The organism is Psychrobacter okhotskensis (genome assembly GCF_013248965.1).
Taxonomy (GTDB): domain Bacteria; phylum Pseudomonadota; class Gammaproteobacteria; order Pseudomonadales; family Moraxellaceae; genus Psychrobacter; species Psychrobacter okhotskensis.
Genome location: NZ_JABRVQ010000007.1, coordinates 29,162 through 46,493, shown reverse-complemented (window position 1 = coordinate 46,493; position 17,332 = coordinate 29,162). Strand labels below are relative to the sequence as shown.

Sequence of the window (17,332 nt, the reverse complement as noted above, 5' to 3'; positions counted from 1 at the left end):
ACAGGGGTACATTATTAGTTTATTAACCTGCAATAGGTTTAAATGAATAGCGACAAAACGCATGTGTTCATTTTGCATGCTGCTGATTTGTTATATACTGTTTCTAATGATGACAATAATAAATAGTAGGTATTACCCTAACAATCGTGAATTTCTATTGTATATGACATAGCGCTGCTCTAAGCTTAGGGCGTGTCCTCCTTTGAAAAATGGAGATAAAAATGAAATAAATTGCAGTCAATCAAGGAAAACAGCGCAGATAATATCGAGATATTGCCCAGCTCTTTGACGACGTTTGACAAAATTTAGCCATTTTTAGCTCATTTAGAGGTTCATCGCTTGAATTGAGGACACGCCCTAGTATCAATATATGTCATTTAAACCCGTTTTATAGTGACCATTTTTTGAGCCAAAACTACTTTGAACTCATGTAGCATGTCTGACTTTTACAAGACGTTTTCTATTTTATAGACGCTATTTTTCATAAACGCTACTTTGCGTCGCCTCTGATGTTGCTGCCCGATAATGATAAGGATAATAAGTTTGAGTGATTTTGATAACATGAATAATTCAGACAGCTTCGATGACTTCTTCGATAGTATCGGCTATCGTTTTGACGAGTCATTCAGCGATGGTTGGGAGCGCCTGACCCAGACTATTAAGAATATATATAACAGAACGACTGACAAGTTTGAGGACGAGCTATCGCTGCCAGTAGCACAAATCTATGTCAATGATGCCCTGCAAAAGTTCGTGACCGACAATGTCAAAGCCATCTTAGAGCTACGTGTCGAGATGCATGAGGATTGGTTTCGTTTGTACTGCACTGTCAATGCAGGCGGCATCTATGCCGAGGTGGCAAGTAACTTTAGCTTAGTTCACGTCCAACTCGATCGCAATGTGCAGCGCTTTGTATTTGGTCAGCAAACTTATACCGATATATTGAATCTGCGCTGCGAATCTTTCGTGAAACGTCAAGGCGTCAAACTGGCGATTTGGTTTTATCATAGCGTCCTCAAAAAAGACCCTTTAGGCTTTATTCTGTCGTACGTCAATATTGCTCGCGCAAAAGACGAAGTGATTTATCTCGATATCCATCGCTGGCTGAAGAAGAACAAGAAAATCATGAGTACCTTGCATAAGGTACAGATAAATTATGGCGAGCTAGAAGAAGAGCAAATGATTTTGAAGGCTCAAATCAACTATCGTGATTTACTGGCGGCCAGCAGTAACGAAGATATCATCGGTGATGATGATGATCCTGAATTGATGCAAGGCCCTATTAACCCTGTAGACGATGCGACTGAACCAAGCCAAGAGTAAGTCGCTAATGTTTCATCCCATAAGACAATGTTTTATCCCATAAAAAAACGCTGCAGCTTAGAGGTTATTGGCCTTATAGATGCAGCGTTTTTTTATTAAAGTCGTCAACTACCAGTAGTTCTCTACGGCAATATTACCCTCACCGCGGCGATTCATTACTAGTCCCAGTGTCTTTAATGCCTCTTTGGTATCTTCTACCATATCTGGGTTGCCACATAGCATGACATGCGTAGTATCAATATCTAATGCGATACCCGCGCGCGCTTGCAACGTACCCTCTAGCAGCAGCTTCGGCAGACGCTCTGACAATGCACCACCGACAGGCTCACGAGTAACGATTGGGATAAAGATAAGCTTTGCTGGATTATCAACCAGTGTACCGAAGTCTTCTTGCAAGCGTTCAATCTGCTCGACATAAGCCAGCTCCTCTATCGAGCGCGCACTATACGCCAAGACAATATGATCGTAATCCTGCCACGTTTGCAAGTCTTGTAGCATCGACAAGAACGGTGCCAAGCCCGTACCTGTCGCCAGCAGCCATAAGTCTTTTGGCAACGGCTTTTGATAACGGGCCAAGGTTAAAAAACCAAACGGCATGGTATTGAGCAATAGCTCATCGCCCACTTGTAAGTGCTGCAGCTGCGAGGTGAACGCGCCATCAGGAATCACGATAGAGAAAAACTCTAATACCTCATCAAAAGGAGATGAGACGATAGAATAGGCACGAAAGATATCTTCATTCAATGCAGCATTAGGTGCATCTTTGGCAGACTCGCCTTGCTGCTGATAATATTTTAATTGACTCGGATTGACACCCAAACGTACAAATTGCCCCGCCGTAAATTTAAAACTATCTGGACGGCTGACGGTAAAGCTAAACAAATTCGGGGTCCAAGTGGTTTTACTCAGTACCGTCACGCTTTGGATATTGTCACTCATAATCATTCGTCACTCATATTTTATTAAGATTTATACTTATAAGAATTTAAAAAGTACAAAAAAAGATGCGCCAAGCTTATCATAAAGCGGGCGCATCTTGTTTTTCTAACCGTAACAGCAGATAAGCAGCTCCATAAAAATGCAGCGACTTACCTTACATTTATAATAGTATTACCAAATACGAGCCAGACTTGCCCACTCAATTAAGGTGTTTGGCAAGATACCGAAGAAGACAATCAGCGCAGTCGCGGCAATCACCATGATACCACCGGTACGAATACCCCATTGTCCAGCGACGTCAAACTCGATAAATTGCTTAGGACGTTTAAATAAGGTAAGCATCACGCGCAAGTAATAGAACAAGCCAATGGCACTACCCAAGATAATCATAGCCGCCAAGAACCAATGCGTGCCTTGTACCGCAGCCAATATCGCAAACAACTTAGTGATAAAGCCTGCCGTCAGTGGAATACCAGCCAATGACAACATCATAATTGTCATAACAGCGGTCAGCACCGGACGACGCCAAAACAGCCCTTGATAATGGGTCAGCTCATCCGCTTCACCAGCCAATCGATACGGGCTCGACATCAAGGTCACCACACCAAAAGCACCGATAGAGGTAAACGCATAAACGGCCATATACATGCTAGAAATACTATCCGCTGCCGTACCAATGCTGACGATGACAATAAGCACGTAACCCATATGCGCAATGGATGAATAACCCAATAAGCGTTTTAGGCTAGTCTGACGGACTGCCAACAAGTTACCCGCCAAAATCGATAAGGTCGCCATAACCATCAGTAACATCTGTACCGACGGTAATGCCAATAAAGACGTATCGATTAAGAATCGTACTGCAAGCGCCATCATAGCGACCTTTGATACCGATGCTAAAAACGTGGCAATCGGTGCCGGTGCGCCTTCGTAAACATCGGGCGTCCACATATGAAAGGGTGCAGCCGACAGTTTAAACGCAATACCGAACATCATCATTGCCGCACCGAGTATTAATAGTGGCGACTCAAACACGTCACCCAACATAATACTAATCGGTTTAAAGGCCAACGTGCCGACTTGCGCATAGATAAAGGCCATGCCCATGAGCAAGGTTGCCGATGCCGTTGCTGACAGCACCAGATACTTAAGCCCTGATTCAAGCGAGCGATTGCGCATGTAAGTATAAGACAACAGACCATAGAGTGGCACTGAGAGCAGCTCTAAGCTCATAAAGAACGATGCCATATGCTGAGCACAGACCATGAGCAGCGCGCCAGTGGTCGATAGCAGCATGAGCAAGTACAGCTCATCTTTATTGTCTTTGAAATCAGCCAAATAAGCATAAGACAACGTACAACAAGCCAGCGCACAGATCAATATCACTACCATGTTGAACTGCGCAAAGTTATCAATCACAAAAAGCTGCTCGGCGACTGGTAACTGCGACCCACTAGTGATGATGCCTGCCATTTGCCCAATTAACGTAAACAAACCAATGTTGAGACCAACGACTGTAATAGTGCCGGTTATCATATGTGAGCGTTTAATAGTGATGGCGATCATTACCAGTAATACCGTAATGACGACGGCAATGATCGGTGCATAAGGCATCAGTCCCATCAAATCATTCATCGTAAATTCATTCATGACTTAACGTGCCTCCATTGCATCAAGCAGCTGCGATGCGTCTACTTGTGTCACTTGACTATATATATAGGCATTATTAATCCACTGCATCGCGTGGCTTGAGGTATCAAGGAACGGCTGTGGATACAGTCCGAGCCAGACCAAGCCTGCGGCGAGCATCAGTAATAATGACAGCTCACGTTTGCCCAAATCTTTTAATTTGCGGCTCGGTAAACCGTGTGATTTGGTCTCGCGCATGGCCAATTCTTTAACATTATTGGTACCAAACAACGCGCTATGAATCAAGATAAGCGAGTACAACCCTGCCAATACCAAGCTAAAGGTGGCCAATATCACAAACACGGGATACTGAGCAAATGCGCCTAATAAGATCATGAACTCGCCGATGAAGTTACCAGTACCTGGAATACCTAACAAAGCGGCACAGAAGAACATCAGTATCGGTGCATAGTAGCGGAATTGTCCCCACATACCGCCCATTAAGGTTAAATCGCGGGTATGCAGACGCTCGTACAACTGCCCTGCCATAATAAATAGAGCCGCTGAGCTTAAGCCATGGGCCAGCATTTGAATCATCAAACCTTGCAAGCTGAGCAACGTACCTGCATAGATTGCCAATACCACAAAACCCATGTGCGAGATACTGGTATAAGCCAGCAGGCGCTTCATATCGGTCTGCATAAAGGCTAGCCATGCGCCATAAAAAATACCAATCGCACCCAAGGTCATGGCTATTGGCGCAAAATCTTGTGATGCGGCTGGGAACAGTGGTAAGACAAAACGAATCAAACCATAAGCGGCGGTCTTGATCAGTACCCCTGCCAAATCCACTGAACCAGCGGTTGGTGCCTGCGCATGGGCGTCAGGTAGCCAGCCGTGAAAGGGAACAATCGGTAGCTTGACCGCAAAGCCAATAAAGAAGCATAGCATGATGGGATATTCCCAACCGCCAAGCGAGGTACCGAGCAAGTCATTATAATTAAAGCTGACCACGCCTTTTTGTGCGTAGCTAATGATGACCAGTACCAAGATACCGACCAACATGATGAGGCCAGACGCTTGGGTATAGATAAAGAACTTGGTTGCCGCGTATTCTTTGGTCTTGCCACCGACCACATCATGACCCCAAATAGCAATCAAGAAGTAGATAGGAACCAGCATCATCTCCCAAAAGAAGAAGAATAAAAACAAGTCAATCGCTAAGAAAACACCGATAACGCCGCCCAAACTCCACAGCAAGTTTAGATGAAAGAAACCAACGCGGCGCTGAATCTCATTCCACGAACAGGCCACTGCTGCGATACCCAGTAGCCCTGTAAGAGCCACCATCATAAGCGACAAACCATCCATCGCTAAATGAAAACTAATACCAAAAGTCGGTATCCAAGGCACCATAAATTCAGCGACCCAAGGCACAGCAGCATCTGGTGCAATCACCTGCTTGCTCATACCACCAAAATCACCGTATTGCCACAGTACCAGTGACAAAGCAAAAGTCAACGTCATACCAATTAAAGCAATCCAGCGCGGCAGACGTTTATTAAAGCGCTCTACCAGCCAACACAGCAATCCAGCAATAAACGGAATTGCAATCAATGCTGGTAGCATCCACGTTTGTTGTAACTCAATCATCTTATACCACCGTCATCATTACCAGCACCAGCAATACAGCCATGCCCAAGCCAAAGCTTGTAGCGTAACCTCGAAGTGACCCTGTTTGCGTCGCAGACAATACCCTATTACCAGCCGATGCCAGCTTAGGTAATAGGAGCCACGATTTATCGACAGGATCGGCTTTAAATAAGCGGCCGATGAACAAAAAGGGTTTTACAAAAATTATATCGTATAGCGCATCAAAGCCCAGACCGTGGTAGCACCAATGATATAACGCACCGCCGATACGTGAGCGCTTAAAGCGTGTGAGTGTACGACCTTTATCCACCACATATAATAGTGCTGCTAAGACAAGCCCTGCGAGCATCGCACCCATCGCGATATACTCTGCGGTGTGCTTGGCATGCGCTTGACCAGCAACTTCTAATAAGTGTCCAACGCTCTCTGGCAGCACCCCTTGCAATGGCGGAGTAATCAATGCGCCGACCGCAGTTGATAACACCAGCAATACAGTCAGTGGTAACCAATATGACACCCCTGACAACTTGTGCGCATGGGTTTTTTCTTCGCCAAAAAACACAATCCAAATCATACGGAAAGTATAAAGCGCGGTTAAGAAAGCACCGAATACACCCATATAGAATAAAACTTGATGACCAGTGGCATAGGTTTCCCACAGAATGGCTTCTTTAGAATAAAAGCCAACGGTGACCCAAGGTATCGCAGCCAGCGCACCGCCACCGATGATATAACACCAAAACACCAATGGAATCTTTTTGCGTAAGCCACCCATCTTAAAGATATCTTGCTCGTGGTGTACCGCCAAAATGACCGCGCCTGATGATAAAAATAGCAACGCTTTAAAGAAAGCATGGCTCATCAAATGGAAAATCGCTCCTTGCCATGCGCCCACACCAAGTGCTAAGAACATATAGCCAATTTGGCTCATAGTCGAATAAGCAAGGATACGTTTGATGTCAGTTTGCGCCAGTGCACAAAAGCCAGCAACGACCAACGTCAGTGCTCCAACGCCGCCGACCCAATATAATAAAATACCAGGCGTCAGCAGGAAAAGTGGATGCAGACGGGCGATTAAATAAACCCCTGCCGTGACCATCGTTGCCGCGTGAATCAATGCCGAAACTGGCGTCGGACCTGCCATCGCATCGGCAAGCCACGTATGTAATGGCAGCTGCGCTGATTTACCCATCGCGCCACCAACGAGCATCATGGTCGTTAGAATCATCGTTGGATTGTTAATATCAAACACTTCCGGAGCGCGCGTAATAATCTCTTGAATATTAAGCGTGCCAAATTCGCGGAATAATAAAAACAAACCAAAGGCTAAGAACACATCACCCACACGGGTGACGGTAAAGGCTTTCATCGCTGCACGACCATTAGCGCGGTCATGATAATAAAAACCAATCAACAAGTACGAACAAATACCAACGCCTTCCCAGCCGAGATATAGCAAGAACAGGTTATCTGCCAAGACTAGCAATAGCATGCTGGCGACAAACAAATTCATATAGCTAAAGAAACGGGCAAAGCCTGTATCGCCTTTCATGTACCATGCCGCAAATAGATGGATTAAAAAGCCAATGCCAGTAATAACACCTGTCATCGTTAATGCTAAACCGTCAAAGCTCAAGCCAAAGCTTGGTGCAAAGTCTCCCACTTGGAACCAAGTCCATAGCGGAACCTCAATGACCGTGCCCGCAGGATGCGTCGTTAAAAAAGTATAGCTGACCACCAGTGTGCATAGCGCTGATAGCAGCATACTACCGACACCGACAATCGCGGCTACTTGCTCTGATAATTTGTCACGCATAAAGGCTAAAATCAAAAAGCCAACGAGCGGGAATATAAAGGTTAATGGTAATAAACTCATGACATCATCCTTTCATCTCATTGGCGCTATCGACATCGAGATGCCCACGCTGATGATAAAAACGTAATAATATTGCCAGACCAATAGAGGCTTCAGCGGCTGCCAACGTCAAAATAAAGATAAACATAATTTGTCCATCCGGATCGACCCAGCGACTGCCTGCGACCACAAACGCTAAGGCTGCCGCGTTCATCATGATCTCAAGGCTCATTAGCATAAATAAAAAGTTACGCCGTACCATGACACCGCACAGACCAATGGCGAATAAAATTCCCGCCAAAATTAGTCCGTGGCTCATGGGTATCATACCCAGTACATTCTGCGCCGCGGCAGCGGGCTGTACTAAGCCTGCTACCTCATGGGCAAACGGCACGTTCGACACGTCTTGTGCCACGCTTGCTGCTAGTACCATCAGTCAGACTCCTTGCGCGTGACTTTCTTCATACCCACCTGCATACTTACCTTCTTACCAACGTAGTCATGTGGATCGACATCTTTATATTCGTAGGGTTTAGCCATTTTTACCGCATCATGTTCAGTATGAGTGCTATCGTTATCGTATTGGGTGATACTGCCCACACTGGGCTTAAAGTCCTGACTGTCATTGCCGACAATTTCATCATCACTCGACTCTTTGCCCACATGATACGCAGCCACTAGCGCCGCTAATAATAACAAAGCAGCGACTTCTACCAACATAATATACTTACTAAATAAGGCAGTACCCACTGCTTTAGCAGGAACACTCATACCACCAATGACGGCTGCTTCGTCGTGATTAAGACCAATCAGCGCATAGAGCACAACGGCGATAACGATCGTCAACCCTGTCGGTATTGCCCAAGTGCCTGCATCGAGCCAGCGCTCTTCACGCTCATCATTACTCATACCCAAGTTGAGCATCATAATAACAAAGACGAAGAGCACTAAAATTGCGCCAGCGTAAACAACAATTTCTAACGCCCCAGCAAATGGCGCACCCAGCACAAAAAATATGCCAGCGACCGCCAATAAAGACACAATCATCGACAAAATAGCGTGTACAGGATTGGCATGGGTAACTACCCGTAGACTGGCAAAGATAGCCACCGCGGCAAGCGCATAAAAACCTGCCAGTTCAGGATTGTTCAAGATATTCATCATGGCAGCAAGCTCCTTAGATCAATCGGTGCTGCTTCATTTTGAGCAGCGCCTTTTGGTTTGTCCGCTACCGCCATACCCGTCACACGATAATAGTTATAATCGGGATATTTACCCGGTCCTGAAATCAGCAAATGCTCTTTTTCATAGACCAAATCTTGGCGCTTATATTCACCCAGCTCAAAATCGGGGGTCATTTGAATCGCGGTCGTCGGACAGGCTTCTTCGCATAGGCCACAAAAAATACAGCGCGAGAAGTTGATACGGAAAAACTCCGGATACCAACGACCATCTTCACGCTCCGCTTTTTGTAAGGAGATACAGCCGACTGGACAGGCCACGGCACATAAGTTACAAGCTACACAGCGCTCATCACCATCAGGATCGCGAGACAATATAATACGTCCACGAAAGCGCGGCGGTACCGGTACCGGCTCTTCAGGATAAAGGATGGTGTCACGTGGCCTAAGAGCATGACTGTTAACCATCCACATACTGCGTACAATGGTAAACATACCAATGACGATCTTTTTTATGGCCGTAAAAAAAGTTGCTAACATGGAACTTTCCTTTGCATATTTGCAATGCTAAATGATTAGGTTTATCCCAAATATGGATAAAGTTGCTCACCAATACGAGCAATCACCTCATTTCTATCCGAAAAATCACGGATGTATCTACCACAAACAAACTTATAAAATAAGAAACGTGTTCTTCATTCCAAACTACCGCAATGATATTACGTCAATGCCTTTAATCCATCATCAGCAATATGACTGCCGCAGTAGCCAATAAATTAATCAGCGTGACGGGCAGGCAGACTTTCCAGCCAAAGTTCATCACCTGATCATAGCGCGGACGCATGAGTGAGCCTCGAGCCAGAATGAACATGGTCATAAAGAATAGCGTCTTAATCATGAACCAAAAAGCGGGTGGAATGAATGGAATATCTAGGTTAAAAGGCGCAAGCCAACCACCGAAGAATAAACATGTCATTAATGCAGAAATCAAAACGACGTTGACATATTCGCCGATAAAGAACATCCCAAACTTCATGCCTGAATATTCAACATGATACCCTTCGGCCAGCTCTTGCTCTGCTTCTGGCTGATCAAATGGATGTCTGTGCGTAACAGCCACACCAGCCACGACAAAGGTCAAAAATCCGAAAAACTGTGGAATGATATACCAGCCATCAATTTGTGACTCGACAATCTCGCGTAAGTTAAATGAGCCGGTCAAGGCGACGACACCCATCAACGATAAACCCAAGAATACTTCATAACTGATGGTTTGTGCCGCAGACCGTAAGCCACCGAGTAACGAAAATTTATTAGCCGATGCCCAGCCACCAAACATAACGGCATAAACAGCGATACCTGCCATCGCAAAGAAAAACAGGATACCGATATCCCAATCAGCCACACCCAGTGTTGGTGAGATAGGAATAACTGCGAACGATGCCAATGCAGTAAACATGGCCACTGCAGGTGCTAGAGTAAATATAAATTTGTCGGTAAAATTGGGCGTCCAATCTTCTTTAAAGAAGATTTTGAGCATATCCGCGACCAGTTGCAAAGAGCCAAAAGGTCCCACACGGTTTGGACCATAACGGTCTTGCCAAAGCGCCAACATACGGCGCTCATAGACAATCATCAACGCTGCAACAATGACTACCACTAAAAAGATAACCAAAGATTGTACGACCAAAAAAAGTATCGACCAAGTATCAAAGCTCATGCTACTCGCTAAGAAGCTTGGCACATCAGGGATAATACGGGTAACTTGCATATTACACCTCCTGTGTAGTGGTCGGCGCGTTGTCTACTGACGCTGTATCGTTAGTATTCGCAGTTAAAGAGCTGTCATTAGCCATACTGCCCATCATCGTTACTGGCGCATCAACCTTACGTACTGATGCTGGCATGGATGGATGAATAATACTCACCTGCCCAACCGGATAACCAATACAACCTTCTGCTAGATAACCGACAATCTGTACCGGCAAGGTGATTTGCTGCTTATCAATCTCAATGGCTAAGTAATCACCAGCTGCAATATTCCAGTCTTTGGCATCGTCCATACCAATACGCCATGTCGCGATAGGCAATTGCTCAGCTACGATTGGGCTACGTGATGCCATCATCGAGCTGGCATAAATATTATAAATAGGCACAAGCTTAGCCTGTCCCTGCTGCATGTCGGTCGTGGTTGCAGACATCGCTTCTGGTGCAACATATTGACGCATGGCTAAACGCTCTAATTGATCAAATAAGCGTACACCGGGATCACCATTTTTTAGACTGCCGCCCACTTTGTCTTGATACTTATTCCACGCTTGCGGTGAGTTCCAACCTGCCGCATTGGCAAAAGGAATCATCGAGCTTGGTGTTTGTTTGCCACTATAGCCTTCCATTGAAAAGGTTAAACCAGTATCCAAATCTTTTGGCTGCATTGGCTCATGGACTGAGATTGGGGCCCGCATGGCGGTACGGCCTGAATAGCGACGCGGCTGACGGGCAATCTTTAGACCCGTCATACGGTAATCAGCATCAGGCGCAGCATTCTTGATACCAGCAAGCTTAGGATGCGTAGCGATTAGTGCATTAATAACATCATCAAGCTGTGTCCAATCGACGTCGCGACCTTCAATACTGCTATGTACCGCGTGCAGCCAGCGCCAGCCTTCTTTGATGCTACTCATCGGATGATAATATTCGTTATCATAAACTTGGAAGAAGCGCTGGGCACGACCCTCAGCAGATATCAATGTGCCGTCCGCTTCTGCAAAGCTTGCGGCTGGTAATACGATATCGACGTCTTTATGCCAATCAAGTAGCTGATGATCCAGTGCAATGACGGTTTTATCAGATAATAGCTGCGTCAATTTATTGGCATCGATTGCATCAGTCAGCTGGTTTTCAGCGACGATGACGACATCAAAATCAGTCGCTAACAATTCTTCGACTGACTGACCGCCGAGCATGGACACACCCATGCTGTTAGCGTCAGGAACCGTTAGATAGATACCGGCTTGCGCATGATAGCTATCATTCACTTCTTTTAGCTCAAGCTTGGTTGCAGGCTCACGCTCGACATCGTCTTGTGCTTCTGTATCAACGCCCGTTTCCGGTTTGTTGGGTTTAGCAGACAAGTCTTTGTCTTCGCTTTGCTGAGCAGTTGCTGTTTGTGCTTCAGCGGCGCGAACCTGCTCATTATGTGCCTCAACTTGCTGCTGTTCCGTTGCTTTAATCGCAGCACGTTTTTGTGTTAATGCTTGAGTAATCTGTGCCGCCGCTTCTATTAATGCGGTAGACGACAGGCTAGTACCAGAGATGATTAATGGCTTATCCGCTTGAACCAAATCATAAGCGATCTGCTGAGCCAATGCTTGCATCGCATCCACATTAGCGTCTTGTTCAGCCGCTTGTGGGTCCGCTACTTCTGCTAAATCATCAGCGAAGTTAGCAATTTCATCAGCGACTTTAAAACCAAGTTTAGTGATGTCTTCAGGTGTCGCGACTACGCTCACTTTACTGATGTCTTCTAGCTTGGTTTGGGTCACATCAATGACATAAACTGGGCTTAATGCATCTTGCGCGATACGCTTAACTGGTTCAGCAAGCCAAGGCTGCGTTTGCAGCGCCGCCGCCATTTTTAGGCCTTCGTTCTTTGCGGCTTGGCGTACTGATAGCGCCACTCGTGATGAGGTTTGCGTGATGTCCTCACCTAATACGAGCACTGCATCATGCGTTTCGATATCGGTCATGCTAGGGTTATAAATGCCTTCCGTGCTAAGCACTTCGATGCATTTATTGACCAGTGCTTGTTGCTGATGATTCAGACCTGTTGAGAAGTTATCAAAGCCGACCAGATTTTTTAGCGCAAAGTTAGTCTCAAGGCTGGCGCGCGGCGAGCCAATACCAATGACTTTTTTATCTTTGATACGTTTGATGGTTTCATCAAGAGCGTAGTCAATATTAATTTTGACATGCTTATCATTGATGCGTTCAAGCGCTTGGGTTGGACGATCATCACGATTGACATAGCCATAACCAAAGCGACCACGATCACATAAGAAGTAACGGTTTACTTCGCCGTTATAGCGGTTTTCGATGCGGCGCAATTCACCATAACGCTCACCTGGTGAGATATTACAACCTGCTGAGCAACCATGACAGATGCTTGGTGCGTACTGCATATCCCATTTGCGGTTATAGCGTTCAGAATGCGTTTTATCGGTAAATACACCCGTTGGGCATACTTCGGTTAAGTTGCCTGAGAACTCGCTTTCAAACTGACCATCTTTGTCACGGCCAAAATAGACGCGATTGTTTGAGCCATAAACACCCAAATCTTCGCCGCCCGCATAGTCTTTATAAAAACGGACACAGCGATAGCAAGCGATGCAACGGTTCATCTCATGGGCGATAAATGGCCCAAGCTCTTGGTTATGATGGGTGCGTTTGGTAAAGCGATAGCGACGACGGCTATGACCTGACATATAGGTCATGTCCTGCAAATGACAATGTCCACCCTCTTCACAAGTTGGACAGTCATGTGGATGGTTGGTCATGAGTAACTCAACCATCGACTTGCGGAATGCTTTGGCTTCATCGTCAGTCACAGAGATGTACATATCATCGCCAGGAGCGACCATACATGACATCACGAGGCGACCGCGACCCGCTTCCATATCTTCTTTATTTTGGAATTGCTTGACCGCGCACTGACGGCACGAGCCTACTGAGCCAAGGGCTGGATGATAACAAAAATACGGCACATCAATGCCGAGTGATAAGCAGGCTTGTAGCAAGTTATCTGCGCTATCTACTTCGACAGTGGTCCCATCAATATGTATGACTGCCATGCCGCTCTCCTTATTTCACTTCTGGCTGTTGATTGGCTGCCGCATCAATGACATCGACACCAACCGCCTGCGCGATTTTTTGATCAAACTCAGGACGGAAATATTTAATCGCACTCATCAGTGGTTCCATCGCACCCGGCGCATGCGCACAGAAGGTTTTACCAATCCATAAGTCACGCGTAAGGCCCTCTAGTTTTTCGACATCGCCCACTTGCCCTTCGCCATCATTGATAGCGGTAAGCAATTTGACACCCCACGGCAGGCCATCACGGCATGGTGTACACCAACCACACGATTCGCGTTGAAAGAAAATCTCGAGATTGCGTAGTAGCGGCACCATATCTTGCGCTTCGTCGACGACCATAATCAGCCCCGTACCCATACGGCTACCCGCTTCTTGAATCGTGTCAAAATCAACCACCACATCTAAATGCTCTGCGGTCAAAAAGTCGGTCGAGGCACCGCCCGGCAGCCATGCTTTAAGCTTTTTACCATCTTTCATACCACCCGCTAAATCTTCGATAATTTCACGAGCGGTATAGCCAAATGGTAGCTCCCACAGACCGGGATCATTGACTAAGCCTGAACACCCAAACAGTTTCGTGCCTGGCGTTTTACTTTTGCCTTTGATTTCCGACAACGACTGATACCACTCTACGCCATGATTTAAAATCGCAGGCATATTGCATAAGGTCTCAACGTTATTGACAACCGTTGGTCTGCCCCATGCGCCAGAGATTTGTGGAAAAGGTGGTTTGGTGCGTGGATTGGCACGGCGACCTTCTAAGCAATTAATCAATGCGGTTTCTTCACCGCAAATATAACGTCCAGCACCCGTATGCACATGCAAGTTAAAGCTAAAGTCTGAGCCAAGAATGTTAGCGCCCAATAGATTATTGGCCAAGCATTCTTCGATAGCAGTAACCAAACGCTCTGCGGCTAAAATATACTCACCGCGGATAAAAATATAACCGTCAGTCGCCCCGATTGCATGCGCGGTAATGAGCATACCTTCAATCAACTGAAACGGTAAACGCTCCATTAATAGACGGTCTTTAAAAGTACCCGGCTCCATTTCATCCGCATTACAGATGAGATAACGCGGTAAGCCATCTGGTGGCGACATAAACGTCCATTTCAAACCAGCATTAAAGCCTGCACCGCCGCGACCTCTGACGTTGGCCGCTTTAATCATATCACCGACTGCTTTGGGCGATTTAGATAAGGCTTCTTTTAAACCTGTGAAGCCTTTTAGAGATTCATAAGTGGATAAATCAAGTACCGCGTCATGATGCGCCAAACGCCATGTAAGCGGTTTGGTTTCGCTAGTAGCGGTTGCTTTATCGCCATAAATTGGAACACGCTGTGCATTTAGCTGGCTTGGCGCTTGGCCTTGACCGCGACGAGCAATCTGCTCTGAAATCGTTAAACTCATGCGTATAGCTCCAATAATTGCGCGACCTCGGAGGGCTGGACAGGACCATAAGTGTCTTCATCTATCAGCACCGCAGGACCTTTATCACAGTTACCCAAACAGCAAATCGGTAATAGCGTAAAACGACCATCAGCAGTCGTCTGGCCGTACTCAATATTTAATTGCGATCTGATTTCAGCCGATAACGCCTCATAACCGGTCAAATAACAAGCCACTGAATCACAAATGAGAATGACGTGACGACCGACAGGCTGACGATAAATACGGTTAAAAAACGTGGCAACACCGTCCATATCTGACATCGGAATATCTAAGATATTAGCAATAGCATTCACTTGCGCATCATCGACCCAACCGTTGCGCTTTTGCACGATTTTTAGCGCGTCTAACGAGGCAGCACGTGCTTGTGGGTAATGGTGCATAAACTCATGAATGGCAGCAATTTCCTCAGCAGTGAGGATACTTGCCACATCTACTTTTGGCATTTTATCGGAAACAATTTTCATAATCTTTTATCTTTCCTCACTCATCACGCTTTATCACACTACAACGACTGTCTAAACATTGACTATCATTGCACTGAAATATTACAGCATTTTGGTGTGCCATTTGGCAGTAATATATTGATTAACTTATCTTTTTTTAAAACTATAACTCTTTGAGCAAAGCTCTATTCTTAGGTGAAAGCACTAGCGATCACAATCCGCCATCACAATATCAATCGATGCCAAATACATAATGGCATCGGATACCAATGAGCCATTAATCACCGATGGCATCTGCTGCAGGTGCGCAAATGTCGGCGTACGGATACGAGTACGATAGCTCATCGTCGCTTTATCTGAGGTGATGTAATAACTGTTTAGACCTTTGGTCGCTTCCACAATCGTCGTACACTCACCCGCTGGCATCACAGGGCCCCAAGAGACGGAGATAAAGTGATTAATCAAGGTTTCGATGTCATTCAAGGTACGGTCTTTTGGTGGCGGTACTGCCAATGGATGGTCGGCTTTATAAGGGCCTTGTGGCATATTGTCCATACATTGACGGATAATACGCAACGACTGACGCATCTCTTCGACTTTTACCATACAGCGATCATAAGCATCACCGTTGTAGCCGACTGGTATCTCAAAATCGTAGTTTTCATAGCCCATATACGGACGTGCTTTACGTAGATCAAAATCTACGCCAGTGGCACGCAAGCCAGCACCAGTAACGCCCCAAGCTAGCGCTTGCTTAGCATTATATTGCGCGACGCCTTGGGTACGACCTTTAAGCACACTGTTTTGCAATGCCGCTTTAACATACTCATCCAAACGTTTTGGCATCCAGTCTAAGAACTCACGAACCAGACGCTGCCAACCACGTGGCAAATCAGCAGCAGTGCCGCCGATGCGGAACCAAGCGGGATGCATGCGATAGCCAGTGACCGCTTCGATGACGTCATAGGCTTTTTGGCGATCGGTAAACATATAGAATACTGGCGTCATACCGCCCGCATCCTGAATAAAAGTACCGACAAACAGCAAGTTATTGGTAATACGGAAAAACTCACTCATCATCACGCGGATGGTTTCAGCGCGTGGTGGAATGGTAATCCCAGCGAGCTTTTCAACCGACATGATGTACGGCAGCTCATTCATTACTCCACCGAGATAATCAATACGGTCGGTATAAGGAATAAATGAGTGCCATGTTTGACGCTCCGCCATCTTTTCGGCGCCGCGATGGTGATAGCCGATATCAGGGATGCAATCGACGACTTCTTCGCCGTCAAGCTGAAGTACCAAACGGAACGCACCATGAGCAGAAGGATGGTTAGGACCGATGTTCAAGAACATAAAGTCTTCATCACGACCTGAGCGTTTCATGCCCCACTCTTCTGGGACAAAGCGCAGGTTTTCTTGCTCGTATTGTTGCTTGGCGGTATTCAAGAAGTAAGGGGTAAATTCAGTCGCCCGCGCGTGATACTCTTTGCGTAGTGGATGACCTTCCCAGTACTTAGGCAATAAGATGCGAGTCAGATGCGGATGACCTGTAAAGACAATACCAAACATATCCCACACTTCGCGCTCGTACCAGTTGGCATTTGGCCAAATTTGGGTGGCGCTCGGTACATTGACATCGTCTTCGCTCAGTGCCACCTTGATACGCACATCACTATTACGCTCAAACGACATTAAGTGATAAAACACCGTAAAGTCACTGTCGGGCATGCCTTGGCGATGTTGGCGCAAACGCTCATCTATCGCTGACAAGTCAAAGAGCATGACATAGGGTTTTGGCAATTTACGCAGGAATAAGAGAATATCCAGCAAATCAGCACGCGCTACCCAAACCGTTGGAATCTCATCAACAGTGTGCTGTACCACGAATTTGCCAGCATATTTATGCTCTAGCTCTTTGATAACTGCTGGAACAGGCTTAATCTTAGGATCTGTGTTTTCGACTACCGTGACCATGA

13 protein-coding genes are annotated in these 17,332 nt (G+C 46.1%); 1 reads left to right on the top strand and 12 read right to left on the bottom strand.

Features of this window, described 5'->3' with window-relative positions; translation table 11 throughout:
• Positions 1 to 525 precede the first annotated feature (525 nt).
• Positions 526 to 1,323: a hypothetical protein gene (locus HQR03_RS05145; RefSeq protein ID WP_173239398.1), complete on the top strand. Its 798-nt coding sequence runs from the start codon at positions 526 to 528 to the stop codon at positions 1,321 to 1,323.
• Positions 1,324 to 1,431: 108 nt separating this feature from the next.
• On the opposite strand, the gene HQR03_RS05140 is transcribed toward HQR03_RS05145, so the two are convergent.
• The 12 genes from HQR03_RS05140 to nuoC form a co-directional block, all read right to left on the bottom strand.
• A complete protein-coding gene (locus tag HQR03_RS05140) occupies positions 1,432 to 2,262 on the bottom strand; it encodes a ferredoxin--NADP reductase (protein ID WP_173239397.1) in 831 nt (276 codons plus the stop codon).
• Positions 2,263 to 2,433: 171 nt separating this feature from the next.
• Entirely contained in the window at positions 2,434 to 3,912 is a 1,479-nt protein-coding gene (gene nuoN, locus HQR03_RS05135) for an NADH-quinone oxidoreductase subunit NuoN (RefSeq protein WP_025653105.1), read from the bottom strand.
• Positions 3,913 to 3,915: 3 nt separating this feature from the next.
• The gene (gene nuoM / locus HQR03_RS05130) at positions 3,916 to 5,544 is read right to left on the bottom strand and encodes an NADH-quinone oxidoreductase subunit M (protein ID WP_173239396.1); all 1,629 of its coding nucleotides are present in this window, start codon (positions 5,542 to 5,544) and stop codon (positions 3,916 to 3,918) included.
• Between the two features lies 1 nt (position 5,545).
• Positions 5,546 to 7,420, bottom strand: a complete 1,875-nt coding sequence (nuoL, locus tag HQR03_RS05125) for an NADH-quinone oxidoreductase subunit L (RefSeq protein ID WP_173239395.1) — start codon at positions 7,418 to 7,420, stop codon at positions 5,546 to 5,548.
• 4 nt (positions 7,421 to 7,424) lie between these two features.
• Complete coding sequence (gene nuoK / locus HQR03_RS05120) at positions 7,425 to 7,733, bottom strand: NADH-quinone oxidoreductase subunit NuoK (RefSeq protein ID WP_025653102.1); 309 nt, start codon at positions 7,731 to 7,733, stop codon at positions 7,425 to 7,427.
• Between the two features lie 98 nt (positions 7,734 to 7,831).
• Positions 7,832 to 8,563, bottom strand: a complete 732-nt coding sequence (gene nuoJ / locus HQR03_RS05115; protein ID WP_101211531.1) for an NADH-quinone oxidoreductase subunit J — start codon at positions 8,561 to 8,563, stop codon at positions 7,832 to 7,834.
• Entirely contained in the window at positions 8,560 to 9,075 is a 516-nt protein-coding gene (nuoI, locus tag HQR03_RS05110; RefSeq protein WP_420825602.1) for an NADH-quinone oxidoreductase subunit NuoI, read from the bottom strand. The genes nuoJ and nuoI overlap by 4 nt, the downstream gene beginning before the upstream one ends.
• Before the next feature lie 238 nt (positions 9,076 to 9,313).
• Positions 9,314 to 10,300, bottom strand: coding sequence for an NADH-quinone oxidoreductase subunit NuoH (gene nuoH / locus HQR03_RS05105; RefSeq protein WP_037026128.1), 987 nt, complete (start codon positions 10,298 to 10,300; stop codon positions 9,314 to 9,316).
• Positions 10,301 to 10,352: 52 nt separating this feature from the next.
• A complete protein-coding gene (nuoG, locus tag HQR03_RS05100) occupies positions 10,353 to 13,430 on the bottom strand; it encodes an NADH-quinone oxidoreductase subunit NuoG (RefSeq protein WP_173239394.1) in 3,078 nt (1,025 codons plus the stop codon).
• Positions 13,431 to 13,440: 10 nt separating this feature from the next.
• Positions 13,441 to 14,865: an NADH-quinone oxidoreductase subunit NuoF gene (gene nuoF, locus HQR03_RS05095; RefSeq protein ID WP_173239393.1), complete on the bottom strand. Its 1,425-nt coding sequence runs from the start codon at positions 14,863 to 14,865 to the stop codon at positions 13,441 to 13,443.
• The gene (gene nuoE, locus HQR03_RS05090) at positions 14,862 to 15,371 is read right to left on the bottom strand and encodes an NADH-quinone oxidoreductase subunit NuoE (protein WP_173239392.1); all 510 of its coding nucleotides are present in this window, start codon (positions 15,369 to 15,371) and stop codon (positions 14,862 to 14,864) included. The genes nuoF and nuoE overlap by 4 nt, the downstream gene beginning before the upstream one ends.
• A gap of 183 nt (positions 15,372 to 15,554) precedes the next feature.
• Positions 15,555 to 17,330, bottom strand: a complete 1,776-nt coding sequence (gene nuoC, locus HQR03_RS05085) for an NADH-quinone oxidoreductase subunit C/D (protein ID WP_173239391.1) — start codon at positions 17,328 to 17,330, stop codon at positions 15,555 to 15,557.
• Between the last annotated feature and the right edge of the window lie 2 nt (positions 17,331 to 17,332).